The sequence below is a fragment of the Sarcina sp. DSM 11001 genome (genome assembly GCF_900101015.1).
Classification (GTDB): Bacteria; Bacillota; Clostridia; order Lachnospirales; family Lachnospiraceae; genus CAG-791.
The window spans coordinates 162,998-185,748 of sequence record NZ_FNFZ01000004.1 but is presented as its reverse complement, the minus strand read 5'-3'; the positions used below and the strand labels follow the sequence as shown (position 1 = coordinate 185,748).

21 protein-coding genes are annotated in these 22,751 nt (G+C 52.3%); 15 read left to right on the top strand and 6 right to left on the bottom strand.

The window, feature by feature from the left end:
* The 6 genes from BLT02_RS03380 to BLT02_RS03355 form a co-directional block, all read right to left on the bottom strand.
* Positions 1-149 (bottom strand): transposase (locus tag BLT02_RS03380; protein ID WP_175453668.1); only part of this gene is annotated, 149 nt, incomplete at its 3' end.
* 181 nt (positions 150-330) lie between these two features.
* Complete coding sequence (locus BLT02_RS03375; RefSeq protein ID WP_092991547.1) at positions 331-1,137, bottom strand: J domain-containing protein; 807 nt, start codon at positions 1,135-1,137, stop codon at positions 331-333.
* A 40-nt stretch (positions 1,138-1,177) separates the two neighbouring features.
* Complete coding sequence (locus tag BLT02_RS03370) at positions 1,178-2,164, bottom strand: DUF5685 family protein (protein ID WP_092991545.1); 987 nt, start codon at positions 2,162-2,164, stop codon at positions 1,178-1,180.
* Between the two features lie 155 nt (positions 2,165-2,319).
* The gene (locus BLT02_RS03365; RefSeq protein ID WP_092991543.1) at positions 2,320-2,760 is read right to left on the bottom strand and encodes a zinc ribbon domain-containing protein; all 441 of its coding nucleotides are present in this window, start codon (positions 2,758-2,760) and stop codon (positions 2,320-2,322) included.
* Positions 2,761-2,983: 223 nt separating this feature from the next.
* Positions 2,984-3,289: an AzlD domain-containing protein gene (locus BLT02_RS03360; protein WP_092991541.1), complete on the bottom strand. Its 306-nt coding sequence runs from the start codon at positions 3,287-3,289 to the stop codon at positions 2,984-2,986.
* Between the two features lie 65 nt (positions 3,290-3,354).
* Positions 3,355-4,221 (bottom strand): AzlC family ABC transporter permease, encoded by an 867-nt coding sequence (locus BLT02_RS03355; RefSeq protein ID WP_347474882.1) that lies wholly within the window; start codon positions 4,219-4,221, stop codon positions 3,355-3,357.
* A 115-nt stretch (positions 4,222-4,336) separates the two neighbouring features.
* On the opposite strand from BLT02_RS03355, the gene BLT02_RS03350 reads away from it, so the two are divergent.
* The 15 genes from BLT02_RS03350 (at position 4,337) to BLT02_RS03280 (ending at position 22,741) form a co-directional block, all read left to right on the top strand.
* Positions 4,337-4,510 (top strand): DUF4250 domain-containing protein, encoded by a 174-nt coding sequence (locus BLT02_RS03350; RefSeq protein WP_092991537.1) that lies wholly within the window; start codon positions 4,337-4,339, stop codon positions 4,508-4,510.
* Between the two features lie 129 nt (positions 4,511-4,639).
* Positions 4,640-7,309, top strand: coding sequence for a valine--tRNA ligase (locus tag BLT02_RS03345; RefSeq protein WP_092991535.1), 2,670 nt, complete (start codon positions 4,640-4,642; stop codon positions 7,307-7,309).
* A gap of 154 nt (positions 7,310-7,463) precedes the next feature.
* Positions 7,464-8,855, top strand: coding sequence for an MBOAT family O-acyltransferase (locus tag BLT02_RS03340; protein WP_092991571.1), 1,392 nt, complete (start codon positions 7,464-7,466; stop codon positions 8,853-8,855).
* Between the two features lie 179 nt (positions 8,856-9,034).
* Positions 9,035-10,621, top strand: a complete 1,587-nt coding sequence (locus tag BLT02_RS03335; RefSeq protein ID WP_092991533.1) for a GDSL-type esterase/lipase family protein — start codon at positions 9,035-9,037, stop codon at positions 10,619-10,621.
* Between the two features lie 4 nt (positions 10,622-10,625).
* Complete coding sequence (locus tag BLT02_RS03330; protein ID WP_175453667.1) at positions 10,626-10,856, top strand: hypothetical protein; 231 nt, start codon at positions 10,626-10,628, stop codon at positions 10,854-10,856.
* 94 nt (positions 10,857-10,950) lie between these two features.
* Positions 10,951-11,934, top strand: coding sequence for a tetratricopeptide repeat protein (locus BLT02_RS03325; protein ID WP_092991530.1), 984 nt, complete (start codon positions 10,951-10,953; stop codon positions 11,932-11,934).
* 181 nt (positions 11,935-12,115) lie between these two features.
* Entirely contained in the window at positions 12,116-13,078 is a 963-nt protein-coding gene (gene pyrF, locus BLT02_RS03320) for an orotidine-5'-phosphate decarboxylase (RefSeq protein ID WP_092991528.1), read from the top strand.
* 155 nt (positions 13,079-13,233) lie between these two features.
* Positions 13,234-13,911, top strand: coding sequence for an orotate phosphoribosyltransferase (gene pyrE / locus BLT02_RS03315; protein ID WP_092991526.1), 678 nt, complete (start codon positions 13,234-13,236; stop codon positions 13,909-13,911).
* A 210-nt stretch (positions 13,912-14,121) separates the two neighbouring features.
* Positions 14,122-16,323 carry an aminopeptidase gene (locus tag BLT02_RS03310; protein WP_092991524.1) on the top strand — a complete coding sequence of 734 codons (2,202 nt, stop codon included), beginning with the start codon at positions 14,122-14,124 and terminating at the stop codon, positions 16,321-16,323.
* A gap of 221 nt (positions 16,324-16,544) precedes the next feature.
* A complete protein-coding gene (purE, locus tag BLT02_RS03305; RefSeq protein WP_092991522.1) occupies positions 16,545-17,045 on the top strand; it encodes a 5-(carboxyamino)imidazole ribonucleotide mutase in 501 nt (166 codons plus the stop codon).
* A 60-nt stretch (positions 17,046-17,105) separates the two neighbouring features.
* The gene (gene purM, locus BLT02_RS03300; protein WP_092991567.1) at positions 17,106-18,131 is read left to right on the top strand and encodes a phosphoribosylformylglycinamidine cyclo-ligase; all 1,026 of its coding nucleotides are present in this window, start codon (positions 17,106-17,108) and stop codon (positions 18,129-18,131) included.
* Positions 18,125-18,754, top strand: coding sequence for a phosphoribosylglycinamide formyltransferase (gene purN / locus BLT02_RS03295; protein ID WP_092991520.1), 630 nt, complete (start codon positions 18,125-18,127; stop codon positions 18,752-18,754). Before purM ends, purN begins: the two co-directional genes overlap by 7 nt.
* A gap of 209 nt (positions 18,755-18,963) precedes the next feature.
* Positions 18,964-20,238, top strand: coding sequence for a phosphoribosylamine--glycine ligase (gene purD, locus BLT02_RS03290; protein ID WP_092991565.1), 1,275 nt, complete (start codon positions 18,964-18,966; stop codon positions 20,236-20,238).
* 129 nt (positions 20,239-20,367) lie between these two features.
* Positions 20,368-22,182 carry an SH3 domain-containing protein gene (locus BLT02_RS03285; RefSeq protein WP_092991518.1) on the top strand — a complete coding sequence of 605 codons (1,815 nt, stop codon included), beginning with the start codon at positions 20,368-20,370 and terminating at the stop codon, positions 22,180-22,182.
* A 190-nt stretch (positions 22,183-22,372) separates the two neighbouring features.
* Entirely contained in the window at positions 22,373-22,741 is a 369-nt protein-coding gene (locus BLT02_RS03280) for a GntR family transcriptional regulator (RefSeq protein ID WP_092991516.1), read from the top strand.
* Positions 22,742-22,751: the final 10 nt, after the last annotated feature.

The following is a 22,751-nucleotide window of genomic DNA, read 5'->3' as shown; positions in this document are numbered from 1 at the left end:
TTAACCTTCTTATATTCACACAGTGTCTTGATTATCTCCCGGACGTCTTGCTTGACTTTCCCATACATAACCTTTCTACGATATTTTGGAATAAAGACCACATGGTATTGGCATTTCCACCTCGTATGTGATAGACTTTGGTTGTCCATTTGGACCGCCTCCTTTGCTATATGATGTGGCTTGCGAGACCATCATCATTATAGCAAAGGAGGCTTTTTGCTGATCGTCACAACGCTACTGCTTATTCCATTCTCCCCAGCATAGCTGGGGGATTAGGACAGTTCATTTACTGAAAATGCAATTAACTGAAGATGCAGCCTGCTGAAAATGTCACCTTCCACACCGGCACAGACTGCACATGGCATTCAGGCACAGATAGGTGGCACACAGGCGCATGCAGTGTCCTGTGCCGGTCACAGGCGCTCCATAGGTCTGCTGGCGGGAAGAGTACCAGCGGCTCCCGGACTGAAGCTGCTGGAGGAGGCTCCGGTAGATCTGGTTGCCCGGCTCCATGGAAACTGCCTTCTGCGCATGCTCCAGGGCGACAGCGTCGTTGCCCAGACTGCTGTTGGCGGCTGCGCTGTAGTAATACCACTGGGCGCTTCGTTCTTCCATGGCGCTGAGGACGTTAAGGGCTTCCTGGAACATACCGTGGTTGATATAGGATGCGGCGGCACGAAGATGGATCGCCTCTTCGCTGTCCATCTGGCTCGCGCCCTGCGTACCAAAACCGTAGGTGCTGAAAAATTCGTTCCAGAAATCGGTGAAATCCTCAAAACTGCCATAGTAGGTGTAGGTCGTCCCGTTTTCATCCTGCCAGGTCTGACTGTTTCCGCTGCCTGAGGAGCCTGTCCCATAAGAACCGGAACCATAAGGGCTCTGGCCGGGTCTTGTGTACTGGCCGCTTCCCTGGGGGCGGGAGCCATAGCCTGAGCTTGCGTAAGGATGCTGCTTTTCGTACATGACCTGCTGATAAGCCTGCTGAACAAGCTTGAACATTTCTTCGGCCTTGTCCTTGTCCGGATTGTTGATATTGGCATCGGGATGGTATTTACGGCAGAGCTGACGATAGGCTTTTTTGATTTCATCATCAGAGGCATCCCTGGAGATGCCCAGCACTTTATATGGATCTGACATACTTTTCTTTTTGTCCTTTTTTCCTTTCGGCTTTTTATCTTTACTCTGCTGGTCCTTTTACAGCAGTTTCTTTTACAGTAGATTCTTTTACATCAGATTCTTCTGCAATAGATTCTTTTACAACAGATTCTTCTGTAACAGATTCAGCAGTGTCCGGCTCCGGTGCTTTGGTCCTGCGGGCATAGATATCCTCGAACCTGATCCAGACGCCGGCGTACAGTACATTCCGAAGTATATCAATATTTTCCACAATGGGCAATGCCTCAAATGCACGGCAGCAGGAGGCCATGAGCATTGTAAGAAGGGACCGGACATAGCCGTCGAAATCACCGCCGTCTGCCTCCATTCTCGAGCGGACCGGCAGAAGAGGATTAAAGCTCCCGCTGCGGGTATCTTTTTCCAGATCGTCATAGGCGTCCAGAAGATAAATGTATTTTCCCAGATAGAAGCCCATATGACGGAGCGGCTCTTCCCATTCGTCATGATGACAGGCAAAAAGGGTGCCCATCAGTTCCCCGAAGCAGGCACCCGATTCATCGGGAGAGGGAGGGCAGGAGCCTGGCGCGGAGGTATCCCTGGTCTCTATGGCATGGAGCCTGGCAAGAGATTCTTCGATTGCAGCGGCTTTTTCCGGAAGTCTTTCCTGCGCCTTTTTCCAGGCGGACTCCAGGACTTTTGAGAATACCAGTCCTCTGAGTTTGTGTTCATCTGTCCAGTCATCCAGACAGGCCTGGCGGGACAAAAGGACCGTGAGGTCAGCCGCGTAACGGGTGTAGTCATTGCGGCGCATGGGGTGCTTCCGGAAGGGATGGACGAGACAGACAGTCTCGGTCACCCGCTCCGCGGCCGGTTCGTACAGGCTCGTGAGAAGAAAAGCCAGAAAAGCCGTGTCATAGCTCAGGGACAGCTGGCCTGCATAGCCGTAGGATTCAAGCAGATCCTCGCAGAGGCCGCAATAATAGCTGCGGTAGAGGGCGATTTCCCTCATCCGCAGCTCCTGTTCATTGATCATTATATATCCAAACATTGCTGACATCCCCGCTTTAAACGCTGACAATGATCTGTAAAAAACCGGACTGTTTCAAATATTCCCTGCCGTCAGCTCTGCTCCATAAACTCTGTGCTGTCAGTTCTGCTTCATAAACTATGCGCAGTATGCTCTGCTCCATAAACTCCGCCCCGTCAGCTCTGTTTCATAAACTCCGTGCCGCATTTGGGACAGCGGACTATGATGCGTCCTTTTCCCTGGGGGATCCGGATCTTCTGACTGCACTGAGGACATTTATAAATATGGTATTCGATGCGCTGGGAAGAGCCGCGGTGTGTTTTGCCGAAAAAAGAGGAAAGACGGCTTTTGAGTTCCAGAAATTTCTGGTTTTCCGCGTATCGTTTAGGAATATTGCGGGAAAAAGTCCTGAAATAAAGGACAAAGAGAAGGATCATATTGATGAATCCTGCCGCGCGGACAAAGAGCAGAACTCCGGGAAATGCCAGGAAGCGGTTGCAGATCCATTCAAGCAGGATAAGGACGATCAGAATGACGGAAAGAAAACGCGAGAGCTGGTCGGTCCCGTATCTTCCCTGCATAAACAACGCAAACCGGTAATGAAGATTTTTGAACATGAATACTCTGTGCTCCAGAATTCTAATAATTGTTTATGGTTGATCACATTTGAAACTCACTTGCTCTATTGTAGGATACTGAAAAAAGAATGCAATGAACTGCCTGCAAAAAAGTATAAAAAATGAATAAACAAAGAGACATGAAGGAAACGTAATGGATCAACAAAAACTTCTGACTGTACGACAGGATCGCTTTCAGAAATCCAGCCGTACAGTCAGAAATTTAAAGAATCAGCCCGCACAGAAAGACTGTCACGCAGCAGCTGACTGCGACGACAAAGAGATCGCCGTTGACCCAGGCGACGATGAGACCCACGATCAGGGCGGCGGCACCGGACCAGAGATTGTCAGTGGCTGTGACGATAGCCGGAAAGGTCATGACTGCCAGCGTCACATAGGGCACATAGTGCAGAAAGGACCGGATAAACTTGTTTGTGATGGGCTTCCTTAAAAATAAGAGCGGCAGAAGCCGGATCAGATATACTGTGCCGCACATGATCAGGAGGGAGAAATAAATATTGTAGGTCATGAAGATTTCCTTATTATGGTTTTAAATGATCATTCTGGTTTCTATAATCTTTTATGCAGCTTGTTTTACAAGTCAGGGTCTTCGCTCTCCAGGTATTCGGGATCGTTTTCGAAATCGGGAACGGGCTTGATCGCAGCGGCGGCTCCGGCCAGCAGGAGAGTCAGGATGATGACCTTAAAACCGGAGGAGATACCGCTTGTGAGCGGCAGGACACCGAAGAGCCAGCTGACCGCCATAGAGACTGCGACAAGGCCGCCGATAAAGGGATTCTCTTTGGCCGGCGGAATGATGATAGCCAGGAACATCCCGTAGAGGGAGACGCTCAGGGCGTTGACGGCGGCCTGGGGAAGAATATTTCCCACCAGGACCCCCAGGACAGTTCCTCCTGACCAGCCCGCCACAGAGACAATGGTGATCGCATAAGTATAGAAGGGCTGCAGATATCCGGGTACGGCACTGGACAGACCGAAGATCTCGTCCGTGATGCAGTAGGCAGTGCCGAAACGATGGATCAAATGTGTCTTGCTGCTCAGTTTCTGGGAGAGAGAGCAGCTCATGAGGAAATAGCGCAGGTTGACGATCAGACAGGTGGACACCATTTCGAACACCCCTGCCTGGGAGGCAATGAGGAGAAGGGCGGCAAATTCTCCGGCCGAGGCGACCATTCCTGTGGACATCAGAAAGGACTGAAAAGCAGTCAGTCCGACGTTTCTGGCTTCAATTCCCAGAGCAAAGGAAACGGCAAAATACCCCATACAGATGGGAATACCATCTCGCAGGCCTTTCAGAGCCCAGGCCCGCCTTCCATGGGGATGGGGGTGTTCCATTCCGACTGGCAGATCACTTTGAGGATTGTTTTGCGGATCATTTGGCAGGTTATTTTGAAGATTATTATGAATTGAAGAGCTGTTTTCCATAAGTGCAGTACCCATTTTCATTCTTTTATGGTACAATAACTAACTGTTCAGCATCCCGGACTGCCGAAAGCAAGGTCCGGCGGCGTGACAAACTTCATTATAACACACTGATTCCAAAGGGGGAAAAGAAATGTTGCCCAAAGATCCTCATATGCTGGCCAGTTTTTTGAACCTCAAGCTCCGGGATTTCTATCCGTCCCTGGATGCTCTCTGCGAGGATCTGGATGCAGATAAGGAAGAGATCCTGCAGAAGCTGAAGGCAGAAGAATATGAATATGACCCGCAGCGAAATCAATTTGTATAAAAATATGATGAAAACAGCGAGTCAAACGGCTGTAAACGCCATGCTCGTATGAGCATTTGCAGACATTTGACGCAGACCGCCTGCGGTCTGTTGCGTCCATAAACACGAGGAAGGAGTTAACGATATAAAATGCGCAGAGAACTTGCAAAGACCTACGATCCTCAGGGAATCGAGGACCGGATCTACAAAAACTGGGAAGAAAAAAAATACTTTCACGCCGAGGTGGATCATTCCAGGACCCCCTTCACCATCGTGATCCCGCCGCCCAACATCACCGGCCAGCTCCACATGGGCCACGCCCTGGACAACACCCTCCAGGATATCCTGATCCGCTATAAGAGGATGCAGGGATATAACGCCCTCTGGCAGCCCGGGACAGACCATGCCAGTATTGCGACCGAGGTCAAGGTCATTGATTCTCTGCGCGCGCAGAGAATTGAGAAGGCGGATCTGGGCCGTGAGGGCTTCCTCGAGAAGTGCTGGGACTGGAGAAAGGAATACGGCGGCCGGATCGTGAACCAGCTCAAAAAGCTGGGCTCCTCCTGTGACTGGGACCGCGAGCGCTTCACCATGGACGAGGGCTGCAATAAGGCCGTCACGGAAGTTTTCTGCAAGATGTACAAAAAGGGCTGGATCTACAAGGGCAGCCGCATCATCAACTGGTGCCCGGTCTGCAAGACCTCCATCTCTGACGCCGAGGTCCAGTACGAGGAGCAGAACGGCCATTTCTGGCACATCAAGTATCCGCTGATCGAGGACGACGGCAGTATCTCCACGACCAGGTTCCTGGAGTTCGCGACTACCCGTCCCGAGACCATGCTTGGCGATACCGCTGTGGCTGTCCATCCCGAGGATGAGCGTTACGCGGACCTTATCGGCAAAAAGGTCTGGCTTCCCTTCGTGGACAGGCAGATCCCCATCGTGGCGGACACCTATGTCGACCGTGAGTTCGGGACCGGCGTGGTCAAGATCACTCCCGGACACGACCCCAATGACTTTGAGGTCGGAAAGCGCCATGATCTTCCTGAGATCAATATCATGAACGACGATGCCACGATCAATGAGAACGGCGCCAAATTTGCCGGTATGGACCGGTATGAGTGCCGGAAGCAGATCGTGAAGGAACTCGATGAAATGGGTCTCCTGGTCCGCATCGAGGACTATACCCACAATGTCGGCACCCATGACCGCTGCGGAACCACCGTCGAACCCCTGATCAAAAAACAGTGGTTCGTCAAAATGGATGAGCTGATCAAGCCTGCCGTGAAGGCGGTGAAGGAAGAGGACATCCAGCTGATCCCCAAGAGGATGGAAAAGATTTATTTCAACTGGACCGACAATATCCGCGACTGGTGTATCAGCCGCCAGCTCTGGTGGGGTCACCGGATCCCGGCCTACTACTGCAGCAAGTGCGGGGAGACAGTTGTGGCTGCCTCCATGCCCGAAAAATGCCCGGTCTGCGGCGGGACCCATTTCTCCCAGGATCCCGATACGCTGGATACCTGGTTCTCCTCCGCCCTCTGGCCCTTCTCGACCCTGGGATGGCCGGAAATGACAGAGGACCTCAAGTACTTCTATCCGACAGACGTGCTCGTCACCGGCTACGACATCATTTTCTTCTGGGTCATCCGTATGATCTTCTCCGGCTTCGAACAGATGGGAGAGAAGCCCTTTAAGACCGTGCTTTTCCACGGACTTGTCCGCGATGAGCTGGGCAGGAAGATGTCCAAGTCCCTGGGCAACGGCATCGATCCGCTTGAAGTCATAAAGAACTACGGCGCGGACGCCCTCCGTCTGACCCTGGTCACCGGCAATGCGCCCGGCAACGACATGCGGTTCTCAGACGCCCGCGTGCAGGCCAGCCGCAACTTTGCCAACAAGGTCTGGAACGCCAGCCGTTTCATTATGATGAATATGCCTGAGGAGGGCGGGATCCCCGCACAAATGCCCGAAGGCCTTCTGCCAGAAGACAAGTGGATCCTCTCAGGCTTCAACAATGTGGTCCGCGATGTCACAGAGAACATGGACAGGTTTGAACTGGGCATCGCCGTCCAGAAGGTCCATGACTTCATCTGGGACGAGTTCTGCGACTGGTATATCGAAATGGTCAAACCCCGTCTCTACGAGACAGAGGACGCGCAGAGTCACACGGCGGCTCTGTGGACCCTGCAGACAGTCCTTCAGGGCAGCCTGAAGCTTCTGCACCCCTTCATGCCTTTTGTGACGGAAGAGATCTTCTGCACAGTTCAGGACAAGGAAGCCTCCATCATGATCTCCGACTGGCCGGTCTTCAGAGATGACTTCAGCTTCCCTGCCGAGGAGCAGGCCATCGAGACCATCAAGGAGACTGTCCGTGCCATCCGTGCTGCCCGTACCGAGCGCGGTGTCGCTCCTTCCCGCAAGGCAAAGGTCATCATTGTGTCTGAAGATGCCGGAATCAGAAAGATCTTCGAGGACGACAGGCTCTTCTTTGAGCGCCTGGCTTCCGCCTCCGACATGGTGCTCCAGGCTGACAAGGAAGGCATCGGAGAGGGAACCGTTTCCATCGTCCTGCCCTTCGCGACCGCTTTCCTGCCTCTGGCGGATCTTCTGGATGTCAAGGCGGAGATCGCAAGGCTGACCAAAGAGAAGAAACGTCTCGAGGGCGAGCTCAAGCGCAGCGCCGGCATGCTCCGCAATGAGAAATTCCTCTCCAAGGCTCCCGCGGAAAAGATCGCGGCGGAAAAGGAGAAGCAGCAGAAATACGAGCAGCAGATGGCTGGCGTTATCCGGGAACTGGAGGAGCTTTCCGCCCTCTGATGATCACTCAGATCGCTGGATGAGCGGCCGCAAATGCCGGACTCGCTCGTAGATATGTAAAGAATATGTAAAGCTGTGCCGGGAGCACACAGGTATCCGGATGTATTTCGAGGCCTGTGCGCTTCCAGCTGTACTGAAAACAGGTACTGTGCGGATGATCAACTTTTCAGGGGTGGATTTTATTTTCCGTTTTCTGCCCGTCTTTCTAATCTTATACAGCCTGATCCCCCCGAAATACAGAGACATTCTCCTGTTTGCGGGGAGCATCTTCTTTTATGCCTCGGGAGCCCGCCTTTTTGTATTCGTTCTTCTGGGGCTTGTTGTCATTAATTATCTCTTCGGGGAACTGGTCTATGTACAGCCCGGCCGTCCCCGGCGGGCAAGTCACAAAAAGATGATGTTCGCCGTTATTCTCATAGATGTGGGGATTCTCATTCTTTTCAAAATGCTGGCTCTGAGAGTGAGCGCCTCGCTTCTGCCGCTCGGTCTGAGTTTTTACATTTTTAAAATGCTTTCTTATCAGGCAGACCTCTTCCGCGGTGAGATCAACAAAAGACCCTCCTTCTTTCAGGCAGCGGCTTATTTCACCATGTTCCCCCAGATCTCCCAGGGACCGATCATGCGGTTTTCTCAGGGATGGACAGAAAAGCCCTCCAACATACGAAGGCAGTTTGCTTTTGTCCAGAGGACGGTCCCCCTGCACAAGATTGAAGACGGGATCACCTTTTTTATCATGGGCCTGGCCATGAAGGTCCTGATCGCTGATCGTCTGGGCATGCTCTGGAATGAGATCATCAAGATCGGGTTTGAGAGCATATCGACCCCGCTGGCCTGGATCGGTGCCGCAGGTTATTCTCTGGAGCTGTATTTTGACTTCTGGGGCTACTCCCTGATGGCGGGAGGTCTCGGGCTCATGCTGGGATTCAGGTATATTCACAACTTTATCCATCCCTATGCAGCCTGCGGGATCGCGGATTTTTACCGGCGCTGGCATGCGACACTGGGCAGCTGGTTCCGGGATTATGTTTATATCCCCCTGGGAGGGAGCAGGGACGGAGCGGCAAGTACCATCAGAAATCTTGTCATCGTGTGGCTTCTGACAGGCTTCTGGCATGGCGGGACACTCAATTTTATCCTTTGGGGCGCTGTGCTCTGCCTGCTGATCATTCTGGAAAAATTTGTCGCTGGAGGGCTGATCCGGAAAATCCCCGTGATCGGTCACCTGCTCGTGATCTTTTTCATTCCCCTGACCTGGGTGATCTTTGCGATCACCGATCTGAAGGATCTGGGGATCTATTTCACCAGACTGTTCCCTTTTTTCGGTCCTGGAACAGCGGTCAACAGCTCGGACTACCTCAAATATCTGGGAATCTACTGGCCGTTTCTGGCTGTCGGGATCCTTCTGTGCATCCCGGTCTTCTATAACCTGCTGGTGTGGAAGAGGAGAAATCCTGTGGTCATCGCACTGCTCTTCATTGTGTTCTGGATCAGCGTGTATTTTTCCTCTATCTCGGCGGGTAATCCTTTTATGTATTTCAGCTTCTGATCAAAGCACTGCCTGAGCACGGAATGTACGAAACAGGGCGCCGCTTTAATCACTTTAGTCACTTTAATCACTTTAGTCATATGAAATTTGTGTCACTGGTGAGACGGCACACTAAAGCATCAGACTGTAAGCTGCAGAATGTCTGCACTTTTTCGTCTGACAGCGTGGGGTTTTAGTATATGTTGAAAGTACTGCGCATGATCTTCCGCAGGGCGCCGCTTCTGGTGCTGATCATTCTCATATGGATCATCCTCTCAGTCCTGTCCATTGCGGGGCGGGGAAAGGCATACAAATCCTATGCTTCAGAGGATAAATTTGCCCCCGGCATCTCCATCTTTATGCGGGGACTTCACGATCATGTCCTGCCCTGGTCGGACGCAAAGAACACGGGAAAAAACAGGGATTCAGCAAAGGAACCTGAGGACTCTGTCGACACAGACAAGACCCGGCTTGCTTCCGGAGAGGAAGACCTGCCGGATGAAAATGAAAAAGATGCCGGGAAGGACTCCGACTCCCAAAAGGATGTTAAGGAACTTTCTTCAGAGGAAGAGTCCGAAGAAAAGTCCGGTGAAGAAAAGGCAGTAAAAAAAGAGTCGGCAGAAGACGATGATCAGGGAAAAGAAGCAGAGGAGAAAGAAACAAAAGAAAAAGACATCAACGAAAAAGATATAGACGAAAAAGATATAACTCAGAAAGAAACAGGGGAAAAAGAGTCTTCCGGCACAGATCCTGACAGCGCGGACAGCAGTAAAAAAGACGGGGATCAGAGTTCTGAGGGGAAGGAAACAGCCAAATCCGACACGCAGACCCAGAAGGTGCCTGCCCGGTCCAGTACACCTGTTGTCAAGGCAAAAGACTATGGAGTTGCCCAGAAGTCCTATCTCTCTCCAGAGGATACTGTCTACAATAAGGACACGGAAGGCTTGTTTGCACCGGACGGAACCTACTACAGTTTCCAGAAGGTAGAGGACAGCTATTTTGTCGATGCCCTTTTTGTCGGAGACTCCAGGACAGTCGGCCTGTATGAATACGGCGGCATGGCAGACACAGCCTCCTTCCTTGCCCGTGAATCGACGACGATCTACGATCTCTTTGACGAAAATGAAAAAATGGACTATGCCGCCAGAGGAAAGAAGCCGACAGAACGCACCTTCAAGGGCCTTCTGTCCAAAACTGATTTTGGCAAGATCTATTTGTCTGTCGGGGTCAATGAACTCGGTGTGCCGGACACGAAGGATTTTTACGAAGAATACCGCAAGGTCATCCGCAGGATCAACAAGCTGCAGCCGGACGCGATCATTTACATTCAGGGCATCATGCATGTCTCGAAAGATAAGAGCAGTTCAGATCCTGTCTACAATAATACAGCGATCGTACAGCGCAATCAGGCCATTGCGACTCTTGCCAACGGACGCAATATCTTTTATATTGACATGAATACCGATCTCTGCGATGAGGACGGCAACCTCAAAAAGGAACTGACCGGAGACGGGATCCACCTGAAGGCATCAGCCTGTGAACTCTGGCATAAATTCCTTTGCAAGAATGCCATCGTCCTGCCGGCAGCAGAAAAAGCAAAGGAAGATAAAAATACGACGGAGGCATCCTCAAAGAAAGAAGAAGCAGAAAAGGCGGAAAAAGAAGCCTCTGAAAAAGAAACCTCTGAAAAAGAAACTTCTGAAAAAAATACTTCCGTAAAAGATTCATCTGAAAAAGAAACTTCTGAAAAAAGTACTTCAGAAAAAGATACTTCCGGGAAAGAATAAAACCATGCGGGAAATGGAGTTTAAAATGGAGCGCGAGGGACTTCTGGAGGTCGGCCGGAAGGTCACGGTCACAGAGGGAGTCCTTCCAAGCAATTATTACTATACGATCGATCCGTCTCTGGCCATGAGCGGCAACTATCCTTTTTCGGAGAGGCTCCTGGCGAGAGAAGGGGTAGTGACTGCGATCCGTGAGCTTGAAAGGGGATTTTATGTCACTGTAAGATTTGAGGACTGAGGGTATATTTCGGGTTTTCATCAGATTCCGGATTGAGAAAACCCTTGCAAATTTATTGGCGGCAGGGTGCCTGCCGCAGGAGAAGAGTATTTTTATGCGTTTTTTAAGGAATCTGCTGTTTACACTGGTCTTTATTGCGGCAATCGGAGCAGCTTTCCTTTTCGGTTATTTTCAACTCATGGGAAACAGGGAGAAGGCACTCCTAAATGAGGGGATCAGCCTGATGGAACAGGGAAATTACCGTAAGGCAAAAGAGTCCTTTGCCCATGCCCAGCAGTATGAAAACCGGATCACCAGGAAGCTGTCCTCAGACTGCCTGGAAGAGGACCTGTATAAATACACCGCTGTCTGCGATTTCCATCTGGGAGAATTTGAAGAAGCGGCGAATATTTATGACCGTCTGCTCCGGATCCATCCCAGGGATCCCATCCTCATGGAATCGAGAGCCAGCGTCTTTGCGGCTCAGGGTCAGATGAAGGAAGCGGTTTCTCTGTTCGATATGGCGATCGAGATCGACAACCGCAATTACGCCCGTATTTATACTGCCGCCCTGACCCTGAGGGAATACGGGAATACCAAAGACGGCGCGAGATATCTGAACAGGCTGCTGGAAGAACACGGGGATGAGATCGACAATCTGACCCGCGGACAGGCTCTTTGCTTTACGGGCAGATATGAGGAAGCTGTGGAGGCTCTCAGCAGTATCGAAAATCCTGATATACAGACCTCTTTTCTTATGGCAGGCGCCCTGCGCCGGGCGGGAAAAAACGAGGAGGTACTGAAGATTCTGGACGGTCTGGAGGCGGAGGTCTCCGGAAATCCGGAGATGCTTGACCTTCGCGGCGCTGCCCTCTGCGGGCTGGGCCGTTACGAGGAGGGGCTTGCCTGTTTTGAGGAGGCCCTGCCCCTTGCCGGGGAACAGACAGGCCTGCAGAGAAGCATCCTGTCAAACCGCATATCCGCTCTGGAGAGCCTGCGCAGATTCGCCCGTGCCGCAGAACTGGCGGAAGAGTTCCTGAAGCTGTATCCCAATGACTCCAGGATGAAAAGGGAGATCCTGTTCCTTCAGACCAGATAAGCGAAAATATCTTGACGAAGGCAGGGTTTATCCGTATGTTTATAAAGACAAGAGTTTAGCAAGAGTTCAGGACGGCAGAACCTTTGCGTTTCCGGTCACATGCAGCTCTGCTGTTATCCGGGTGACTGGTGACGACGCAACCGTTTTTATAGTTTTTATATTTACAGGATGGAGATTGCTTATGATTCAAAAGCTGATTGATGCAATCGGGAAAACAAATGCACCTGTAGTCGTGGGACTTGATCCCAATCTCTCCTTTGTGCCCCGGTTTTTACAGGAAAAGGCGCGCGAGGAGGCCGGCAGTATATCGGATCCCTCGGATCCCGCCCGGGATCCGAATCTTGTGGCTGCTGCCGAGGCGGTCTGGGAGTTCAATAAGGGAATCGTGGACGCCATTTATGACATAGTTCCCGCTGTCAAACCTCAGATCGCGATGTACGAACAGTTCGGCCTTCCGGGACTGGCTGTTTATGACAGGACGGTCAGATACTGCAGGGAGAAAGGCCTGATCATCATCGGCGATGTCAAGCGCGGAGATATCGGTTCCACGTCCGCTTCCTATGCCAAAGCACATATCGGACGCATTGAAGTCGGTCAGAACAGGATTCCTGTATTTGATGTGGATTTCGCCACTGTCAATCCCTACCTCGGATCAGACGGCGTCGAGCCTTTTGTGGATGTCTGCAATTCCTGCGACAAGGGGATCTTTGTTCTCGTCAAGACGTCCAACCCCAGCAGCGGGGAATTCCAGGATGTTCTCACCCGGGACGGAGTTCCCATGTATGAACTGGTGGGGCAGAAGGTGCGCGAATGGGGAGCCAAGTCCATGGACGGCCGCTACAGCAATGTGGGAGCTGTTGTCGGAGCGACATATCCCGAGCAGGGCGAACGTCTCCGGAAGCTGATGCCCGAGACCTTTATCCTGGCGCCCGGTTACGGCGCACAGGGGGCTTCCGCCGAAGATCTCAGTGCCTTTTTTGATGAGGATGGATCAGGAGCGATCGTCAATTCCTCCAGAGGCATTATCGCCGCTTACACAAAGGATGCCTACAGGGATTTCGGCCCTGAGGGGTTTGCCCAGGCAGCCCGCGCCGCTGCCCTCGATATGATCGAGGATCTCAGACAGGCGATCGCAAAGCGCTGACAAAACACTGACAAAAAGCTGAAAAGGAACATTTAAACATTAATTCTTTATTCAACCCCGCCGGATGATCCGGCTGCAACCCGGAAAAAGCTCTGCGGATCTGCCTGAAGACCTGTCCCAGGGCTCTGCATCAATGAGATTACAGAGGATTACAAATGGAAGAATACAAGAAAGAGTTTATTGAATTTATGGTCGACTCCCATGTGCTCAAATTTGGTGAGTTTACACTGAAGAGCGGACGCAAATCTCCCTTTTTTATGAACGCCGGCGCATATAAGAGCGGATCTCAGCTGATCAAGTTGGGCGAGTTTTATGCCAGAGCGATCCACGACAACTACGGCCTGGATTTTGACGTTCTGTTCGGACCTGCTTATAAGGGAATCCCTCTGACAGTCGCCACTGTCATGGGAATCAGCAAGCTCTATGGCCGCGATATCCGCTATTGCGCAAACCGCAAGGAGATCAAGGATCACGGGGACAAGGGGATCCTGCTCGGCTCAAAGATCCGGGAGGATGACCGCGTGATGATCATTGAAGACGTCACCACCTCCGGAGCCTCCATTGCCGAGACCGTTCCGATCATCAAGGCACAGGCGGACTGCGATATTGTAGGACTGATGGTATCCCTTGACCGTATGGAAGTCGGTCAGGAGGGGACAGTCAGCGCGCTGCAGGAGATCAAACAGAAATACGGTTTCCCCACCCATGCGATCGTTACCATGAAGGAAGTCACCGAGTATCTCTACAACAGACCCCTGGACGGCAAGGTCGTTATCGATGACAAGCTGAAAAAAGCCCTGGACGCATACTACGAGGAGTATGGCGCTAAGTAATAAGCCATATTTCAGTTTAAGAACTGAAAACGGATGCCCGGCTGCTTCCATGCAGCCGGGCGTTTGACATAAAGCCTGCTTTGATATAAACCCTTTAGTGAAACGGCTGTTCAGGGTGCAGCCTGTCCTAGGTGTACCTGACCGGATCACGGCTGTAAAACGCCGGCATGTCAGCCGCTGGAATGCGGACCTGTTACCGAGGAAAATAGCATGAATTTTTTTATTGATAAGGGTGAGGGCGCATTGCTTTCATCCGATACACTTGACGGCGAGAGATTCAGGCTCTCTCTGGAGAGGATCCGTCTCATGACCCGGGAGTCGGCAGTCCATCCTCTGTATGTACCCTATTTTCAGGCTGCTGCAGAGTGGATCCTGCTTCTTTTGTCCCATGGCCGGATGCTCGAGGACGGGTCTTTTGAAAGCCTGCCGATCGATGAGCTGCAAAGGAAAAACCGCGGCCTTTATGAAGATATTCTGCCGGACCGCTATGACCGCAGCTGGGCCAATCCGGTCCATGCTGTTTCTGTCTTTGGCAAAGATACCGGACAGGTTCTGGCCGCCCTGGCTTTTGAACTGCGATGCATGATCCCGCTGGTCTATGAGGGCGAGCCTGAACGGTTCCTGATCAGGATGGAACTGCTGCTGGAGATTTATTTTGCCTTTGTCACAGCCCAGGATGAGCGCAACAAAGGAGAAGGGGACGGGCTGGTGCCTGCTTCCCATATCCGCAGCAAGATCGGCCGTTTTCTGGAGGACTACGCTGAGGAAGAGACGCTTGTGCGCGTTCAGAAAAGTCTGGCTGGGGGGAGTCTCCCCGAGAGCATCCTCCGGAATTATGCGGAAAAGACGGACAAAACAGAAAAAGAGCATGCTGACAAGGCAGGGAAAGTATACGATGATCAGCGGCTGCTTTACCGCTACGGAGCTTATATTTCAGATAACGAGACCGGTGTGTACGCCTATCTGGCGCAGATGGAAGAGGCAGAGATCAAAAGGATCGCGGACACCTGGACAGAGGGATTCAGGATCGGCTTTGAGGTCACGGGAAAGGACCTCTCCATCCGGAAGAGCGCAGGCCTTTTTTATCCGGTCGGATTTGAAAGGATTGCCGCTGAAGCGGCTGTCAATCTGGAAAAGATGGGCCTCAGGTCAGTTATTCCCGGACAGCAGGCAGACCTCTTTACCCAGCATCTGGGCAGAGGAGGCGGCGGGATCGGATGCACATACCCGAATCCTCAGTACAGCTATGACCACCGGGAGGATCTGGCTCTCTTTTTTGACGATGTGCTGCGGGGCAGGCGCATCCAGGCCCTCCAGCAGGCTTACAGGAATCTGATCCATGAGACCGTGGAGTATGCCGGACCTGTCCTGATGGATACCTTTGGAGAAAAACCTTTTTCCCCTGTCATGCACGAAGAGGCTCCCGCTTTTTCAAAGACACAGCAGAAAAAGATCGCCCGCTTCCGCCAGGAGGCAGACCTGCTTTATGACCGCGCGGTCATAGGAAAGGAGAGGAGCTTTACCATCATCGCTTTTCCTGTCCCGGAGATCACGGAGGGATATCCGGACAGGACCCTCTCTGCGTCCTACGATGAGATCTTCCGCTCGGTGATCAGGATCAATACCCTTGACTATGTGACCTACAGAGATGTTCAGGCCCGGATCATCGAGGTGCTGGATACAGCCTGTTCTGTTCGTGTCAGAGGCCGCGGGAAAAACTGCACTGATCTGACTGTGGCCCTCCAGACCCCGTCAGATCCCGACAGGCAGACAATTTTTGAAAACTGCATTGCTGACGTCAATATTCCTGTCGGGGAGGTCTTTACGACCCCGTCCCTCAAGGGGACGGAGGGTCTGCTCCATGTCACCAGAGTGTATCTGGACGGCCTGCTGTTTGAAGACCTCGCGATTGAATTCAAAGACGGCCGCATCTGCAGCTACAGCTGCGGCGGATTCAATGACCCGGAAGAGGGCAGGAAATATATTGAGGAGAACATCCTGTTTCATCATGAGACTCTTCCCATGGGAGAATGCGCGATCGGTACGAATACGATGGCCTGCGCAGAGAGCGTCCGCCTGGGGATACTCGAACGGCTGCCCATCCTGATTGCGGAGAAGACCGGTCCTCACTTTGCGGTGGGAGATACCTGTTATTCCCATGAGGAACAGAACCGGGTCTTTAATCCTGACGGAAAAGAAATCTTTGCCAAAGATAACGAATATTCCATGCTCAGAGACACAGAACCGGAGAATGCCTATTTCGGGTGTCACACAGACATCACCATTCCCTATGAGGAAGTGGGGCTTCTTTGCGCAGTGCGAAAAGGCGGTTTAGAGGTCCCGATCATCCGGGAGGGCAGATTTGTCCTGCCGGGCACGGAATTTTTAAACGAACCTTTTGACCATCAGTGAGAATCTGTTATAGTACAGACTGGTTCAAAATGTCCGCTCCCCTCGAGGGGGCGTGTACAGTAACCGGTCATCAGTCCGTTTCACGCTTAAAACGGACTGATGCTTGCGTCCTGAGACTTTTTTTATTAAACTGATAAAAACGTTACAGCTCAGGCTGTCTGGAAACTTGAACTATTAAAGACAGCTATGGTACAGATAGAGGAAAGGATAAGGTATTAGATATGGCACAGGTCAGCATAGTGATGGGAAGCGACTCGGATCTGTCTGTGATGAGTAAAGCCGCAGAGGTTCTCGAGGAGCTCGGTGTGACTTATGAGATGCGCATCATCTCTGCCCACCGCGAACCGGATCTGTTTTTTGAATATGCAAAAGGAGCAGAGGCGGCAGGAGTAAAGGTCATTATCGCGGGAGCCGGTATGGCTGCCCACCTGCCGGGAATGTGCGCAGCTCTCTTCCCGCTGCCGGTCATCGGAGTCCCGATGCACACGACTTCCCTGGGCGGCAGAGATTCTCTCTATTCGATCGTGCAGATGCCCAGCGGAATTCCGGTGGCGACTGTCGCGATCGGAGGTGCCAAAAATGCAGGCATTCTTGCCGCAAAGATCCTGGCTGTCTCGGACGAAGCTCTTCTGGGCAGGCTAAAGGATTTTTCCGCCCGTCAGCTTGAGGAGGTTCAGAAGAAGGATGCCCGCCTGCAGGAAGTGGGCTTTAAGAGCTATTGACAGACAGCAGCAGAACACACCTGAATACAGATAAAACAAAAAGGAGCCCGCAGGACTATGATGGATTACAAAAGCGCCGGTGTAGATATTGAAGCCGGATACCGCAGCGTGGAACTGATGAAGCAATATGTCGCGACGACAATGCGTAAAGAGGTGATGGGAGGACTCGGAGGATTTTCCGGAGCTTTTTCCCTCTCCGCGATCAAAAACATGGAAGAACCGGTCCTCCTGTCCGGAACGGACGGAGTCGGCACCAAGCTAAAGCTTGCCTTTCTGATGGACAGACATGATACGGTGGGTATCGACTGTGTAGCCATGTGTGTCAACGATGTGGCCTGCGCCGGCGGAGAGCCCCTCTTTTTCCTGGACTATATAGCCTGCGGCAAAAATGAGCCCGAAAAGATCGCTCAGATCGTAAAGGGAGTCTGCGACGGCTGCAACCAGGCCGGAGCCGCCCTGATCGGGGGAGAGACCGCGGAGATGCCGGGGTTTTATCCGATAGACGAATATGACCTCGCGGGTTTTGCAGTGGGGGTCGCTGACAAAAAGGATCTGATCACAGGCGAAGACATCCGGGAAGGGGATGCCCTCGTGGGTATTGCCTCTTCAGGAGTGCACAGCAACGGCTTCTCCCTCGTGCGCAAGGTCTTTGATGTCAATAAGGAAAATCTGGCCGAGTATATCCCCGAGCTGGGAGAGACCCTGGGCGATGCCCTTCTTCGTCCCACAAAGATCTATGTCCGTGCACTCAAAAGCGTTCGGGACGCAGGAGTCAGGGTAAAGGGCTGCAGCCATGTGACCGGCGGAGGCTTCTATGAGAATATCCCGAGGATGCTTCCTGACGGCATCAGAGCAAAGGTCCTTAAGGACAGCTATGAGGTCCCGGCTGTTTTCAGGCTCCTGCAGAAGAGGGGCCAGATCGAAGAGCACATGATGTACAATACCTTCAATATGGGGATCGGAATGGTGCTCGCGATGGATCCCGGGGATGTGCAGACCGCGCTCAAAGCTCTTGCGGACGCAGGAGAAAAGGCTTACGTGATCGGATCTGTCGCAGCCGGTGAAAAAGGGGTGGATGTATGCTGAAAATAACTGTATGTGTCTCGGGCGGAGGAACAAACCTCCAGGCTATCATCGACCGTCTGCAGGACGGGACGATCCGCAATGCCCGGATCGTCCAGGTCATCAGCAATAATCCGGGAGCTTACGCCCTGGAGAGGGCAGCCGCCGCGGGTCTTGACGCCTGCTGTGTCTCTCCTAAAAATTATCCGGACAGAGAGGCTTTTAACGATGCCCTCCTCGACAAGATCAACGAAGCCGCTCCCGACCTGATCGTGCTCGCCGGATTCATGGTAGCCGTTCCCCGCAAGGTGTGCGCAGCCTATGCGGGAAGGATCATCAATATCCATCCCGCCCTGATCCCTTCTTTCTGCGGAAAGGGCTATTATGGACTCCATGTACATGAAAAAGCGCTTGCAAGAGGTGTCAAAGTGACGGGTGCGACAGTCCACTTTGTGGATGAAGATCTCGACACAGGTCCGATCATCCTGCAGAAGGCCGTGGAGATCCGGGAGGACGATACGCCCCAGACTCTGCAGAGGCGCGTCATGGAAGAGGCGGAATGGATCATTCTGCCCAGGGCGATCGACCTGATCGCTGCCGGCAGGGTCAGGATCGAAGGACGAAGGACACGGATCCTCGATGAATGATCTTACATTTTTTTATTGATTTTCACTTTTCTGAAAGCTTTACAAAAGATTAATACATACTCAGAACGGCTGCAGACTCAGAATGATTGCAGACTGAGAACGGCTGCAGACCCGGGAATGGATGTACACTCAAAAGGAATGTACACTCAGATTGAGGCATGGGAAAACAGGACTTGGAGGACAAGGATTTGGCAGAGAAAAAGAACGATATGAAAATACTGCTTGTCGGCGGAGGCGGCAGAGAGCATGCGATCGCTGACGCGATCATCAGAAGCCCCCGCACTGCGAAGCTTTACTGCGCGCCGGGTAATGCCGGCATCGCCGGGATCGCGGAGTGTGTCCCGATCGGGACCATGGATTTTCCCGCCCTGATCAGCTTTGCAAAGGAAAAAGAGATCGACCTGACTGTATGCAGCATGGACGATCCGCTCTGTGCCGGGATCGTGGATGCCTTTGAAGCTGAAGGTCTCAGGATCTTCGGCACTCCCGCCAACGCAGCCATCATTGAGGGAAGCAAGGCTTTTTCCAAAGACCTCATGAAAAAGTATGATATTCCCACAGCGGCTTATGAGACCTTTGATGACGCAGAGAAGGCGCTTGCCTATCTCGAGAACGCATCCTTCCCGATCGTGCTCAAGGCTTCCGGGCTCGCTCTGGGCAAGGGCGTCCTCATCTGTGAGGATCTTTCGTCGGCCAGGGACGGCATCCGCGAACTGATGACAGACAAAAAGTTCGGCGACGCAGGCTCCAAAGTGGTCATTGAGGAGTTTATGACAGGCCGCGAAGTTTCTGTTCTGGCTTTTGTAGACGGAAGCCACTATAAACTCATGACCTCCTCCCAGGACCACAAGAGGCAGGGAGACGGGGACACCGGTCTCAATACCGGAGGCATGGGAACATTTTCTCCCAGCCCCTTTTACACTAAAGAGATCGATGCCTGGTGCAGGGAAAATATTTATGACAGGACCGTTGCCGCCATGGCAGCAGAGGGGCGCCCTTTCCGCGGCGTTCTCTATTTCGGTCTGATGCTGACACCGGCCGGTCCCAGAGTCCTCGAATTCAATACCCGTTTCGGAGATCCGGAGACCCAGGTCGTCCTTCCCCGCATGAAGACAGATATCATCGATGTGATGGAGGCCTGTATCGACGGGACCCTCGACAAGATCAGCCTGGAGTTTGCCGACAATGCGGCAGTCTGTGTCGTGATCGCTTCCGGCGGCTATCCCGAAGCCTATGAAAAGGGCAAGGTCATCACCGGTCTGGACAAATTCGAAGGAAAGACTCTGTACCGCTGCTACCACGCGGGGACTTCTTTCGACGCAGACAGGAACATCGTGACCAGCGGCGGACGCGTGCTGGGCGTTGTCGCGATCGGAGATACTTTAAAAGAAGCACGGGCGAATGCCTATGAAGCAGCCGGATGGGTGCATTTTGACAAGATGTATATGAGAAGCGATATTGGAAAAGCCATAGACGCTGTGTAATTTTTAATTCCACAAACAGGAGTGCGGTGTTATAATGGTTGGTACGGGGGCAGACGCAGGCGTCTCCCCCAAATAGAAAAATAAACGGAACAAAGCAGCCGGTATTACGACCGGACCGGGAGGAAAGCAATGAGAGAGAAAAGACATGGACGCCGAATTGCAGGCAGGCTGACAGGCCTGATCGCCGCGCTTACTGCGGCTGTTCTGCTGGCGGTTGTCCCTGTAATGGCGAAGAGCACTGTGACCGGATCAGATGTCATGATCCGCAATTCCGCAGAGGAGAAGAACGGAGAGAAAAACAATATCATCGGTTCTCTGAATCTGGGAGACAAGGTTACGGTAAAATCCAAAACCACGGATGCCTCCGGCCAGGAATGGTATCTTGTAGAGCTTCCCAACGGAAACACCGGCTATGTGAAGGCCCAGTGGGTCGATGTCGACGGAGCCAGTGTGGAAACACAGGCGCAGGAAGAACAGAAGCCGGAGGAACAGAAGCCGGAAGCAGATGAGCAGAAGGCGGAAGAGGATACTGCTGTTCCGGAAGGCGCCCCGGATGAGGAGCCCGTTGAGACTACCGGAATTGAGGACTGGACTGTCGAAGACGCCGGCAATGAGACTGTCGAAGCGGACGATAACACAGAAGCATCCGACGACGGGGAACAGGCACAGGCTCCGGACACTGAAGAGGACCAGAAAACACCTGAAGTGGACAATGGGGATGCCTATGATCCTTTTACGGATCCGAATGCCCAGTACAGCATCAATTATGTGACCGAAAAAGACGGTACCGGAAACTGGTATATCTTTAATTACGACACAAATAAAAGGATCCGTCTTGGTGATCTCAAAGAACTTAGCGATGCCCAGGCCACTGCCCAGAAGAATGCTTCCAGTACGGGAATATGGCGTACGATCGCCTGTATTCTCCTGATCCTCGTGATCGCTCTCCTGATCTTCCTCTATCTCATTATCAAGCGCAACAGCCCCGGCGGCGGCGCTCCCTCCAAACGTTCCCGCAGACAGAGGAGAACAGTGGAGGAAGAAGAGGATGAAGATGATGATTTTTATTACACCGGAGAAGACAGTGATGTGACCGGAGAGACCGGCGAGGCTGTCATCAGCGGGGCGGCTTTAAAACAGGAAGCCGAAGACGAAGAGGCGCGGGGAGTCTCTTCAAAAAGAGCAAAGAAAGCCTCCGGAAAAGCGGTAAAAGAGGATGTTCCTGATCCCGAAGAAGAGGACGATGCTGAGGACTATGATCCCGAAGAAGAGGAAGACGAAGCCGAAGAGATCGACGATGACCCTGATGAAGAGCTCTATGACGATTACGATGAGGATCTGATGGAGGACGAAGACGGGGAGTACGATGATGAGGAAGACGAGTCTTCCGGCGGTGGCGGTTTTCTGGGATTTTTCAAGAACATCTTCTCACGGGACGGTCTCGATGACGACTATGATGAGGAAGATGACGAGATCGAAGATGACGACTTTGAAGAAGACGACATAGACTTTGAAGAAGAAGCGGAAGAAGAGGAGGAACCGATCGAAGAGATTCCTCCTGTAAAGAAGACCCGTGCCCGCAGCCGCCGCTTTGAAGAGGTGGAGGAACCCGCTCCTGCCTCCCGTCCCAGAAAAAGACCGGCAAGAAACATTTCCTTTGATGAAGCGCTGGACTATCCTGAGGATGAAGAGCTCCTGTCTTCATTGGGAAGGACTTCCGGAAATGGAAACGCAGGCGGAAATACTCCTGAGGCTCCTGTGAAAAAAGAGGCTGAAACCCCGCGCGCGGAGAAGGCTGTACAGAACAACCAGAATACTGCAAAGAGACGCGGTCCTGCCGCACCTGCCGTTCCTGAGGATCCTGAAGAGGAATTCTACGCGGATGATGACGATGACATGGAATATTCCTTCCTGAACAGCCCTGCCAGGAGATCTCCCAGATAAAAGTGAGTCCCCTCGGGCATACTACCCGGGCTGATCAGAATAGCACAGCAGCTTGACAGAGCATGTTACGTGTTATATTATTTATATAACAGAGCGTGCTCTGTCTTTCTTTTAGGAGCTGTTGACAGTACTTTTTAACGTTGTACTTGTTGACGATCCTTACTGATTTCAGGAAAGGGAGGGATATGGTATGCTGATAAAAATTGATTTCAGCAGCAGCGAAGCGATCTATCAGCAGCTGTGCAATCAGATCATACTCGGGATCGCGACCGCGGATCTGGAAGAAGGAGATGTGCTCCCTTCAGTCAGACAGATGGCGGATGACATCGGTATAAATATGCACACAGTCAACAAGGCATACACGATCCTGAAGCAGGAGGGGTTTGTTAAGGTGGACCGCCGGAGAGGCGCCATCGTCTCGGTCGATGTAGACGCGCTGCAGGCAAGGCAGCAGCTGGAAAAAGATTTTCGTAAACTCCTCGCCCAGGCCAGATGCCGGAACATGAGCCGGCAGGAGCTGCACAGAATGGTGGATGCGATTTACGATGACTATGAATAGACAGAAAGAC

Bases quoted from the DNA above. Each gene is read 5' to 3' on its own strand.
- pyrF (WP_092991528.1), top strand. From the start codon at position 12,116: ATGATTCAAAAGCTGATTGATGCAATCGGGAAAACAAATGCACCTGTA.
- BLT02_RS03365 (WP_092991543.1), bottom strand. From the start codon at position 2,760: ATGTTCAAAAATCTTCATTACCGGTTTGCGTTGTTTATGCAGGGAAGA.
- pyrE (WP_092991526.1), top strand. From the start codon at position 13,234: ATGGAAGAATACAAGAAAGAGTTTATTGAATTTATGGTCGACTCCCAT.
- BLT02_RS03335 (WP_092991533.1), top strand. From the start codon at position 9,035: ATGTTGAAAGTACTGCGCATGATCTTCCGCAGGGCGCCGCTTCTGGTG.
- purE (WP_092991522.1), top strand. From the start codon at position 16,545: ATGGCACAGGTCAGCATAGTGATGGGAAGCGACTCGGATCTGTCTGTG.
- BLT02_RS03310 (WP_092991524.1), top strand. From the start codon at position 14,122: ATGAATTTTTTTATTGATAAGGGTGAGGGCGCATTGCTTTCATCCGAT.
- purN (WP_092991520.1), top strand. From the start codon at position 18,125: ATGCTGAAAATAACTGTATGTGTCTCGGGCGGAGGAACAAACCTCCAG.
- BLT02_RS03370 (WP_092991545.1), bottom strand. From the start codon at position 2,164: ATGTTTGGATATATAATGATCAATGAACAGGAGCTGCGGATGAGGGAA.
- BLT02_RS03345 (WP_092991535.1), top strand. From the start codon at position 4,640: ATGCGCAGAGAACTTGCAAAGACCTACGATCCTCAGGGAATCGAGGAC.
- BLT02_RS03350 (WP_092991537.1), top strand. From the start codon at position 4,337: ATGTTGCCCAAAGATCCTCATATGCTGGCCAGTTTTTTGAACCTCAAG.
- BLT02_RS03280 (WP_092991516.1), top strand. From the start codon at position 22,373: ATGCTGATAAAAATTGATTTCAGCAGCAGCGAAGCGATCTATCAGCAG.
- BLT02_RS03330 (WP_175453667.1), top strand. From the start codon at position 10,626: ATGCGGGAAATGGAGTTTAAAATGGAGCGCGAGGGACTTCTGGAGGTC.
- BLT02_RS03355 (WP_347474882.1), bottom strand. From the start codon at position 4,221: ATGGGTACTGCACTTATGGAAAACAGCTCTTCAATTCATAATAATCTT.
- BLT02_RS03375 (WP_092991547.1), bottom strand. From the start codon at position 1,137: ATGTCAGATCCATATAAAGTGCTGGGCATCTCCAGGGATGCCTCTGAT.
- purM (WP_092991567.1), top strand. From the start codon at position 17,106: ATGGATTACAAAAGCGCCGGTGTAGATATTGAAGCCGGATACCGCAGC.
- BLT02_RS03360 (WP_092991541.1), bottom strand. From the start codon at position 3,289: ATGACCTACAATATTTATTTCTCCCTCCTGATCATGTGCGGCACAGTA.
- BLT02_RS03285 (WP_092991518.1), top strand. From the start codon at position 20,368: ATGAGAGAGAAAAGACATGGACGCCGAATTGCAGGCAGGCTGACAGGC.
- BLT02_RS03340 (WP_092991571.1), top strand. From the start codon at position 7,464: ATGATCAACTTTTCAGGGGTGGATTTTATTTTCCGTTTTCTGCCCGTC.
- BLT02_RS03325 (WP_092991530.1), top strand. From the start codon at position 10,951: ATGCGTTTTTTAAGGAATCTGCTGTTTACACTGGTCTTTATTGCGGCA.
- purD (WP_092991565.1), top strand. From the start codon at position 18,964: ATGAAAATACTGCTTGTCGGCGGAGGCGGCAGAGAGCATGCGATCGCT.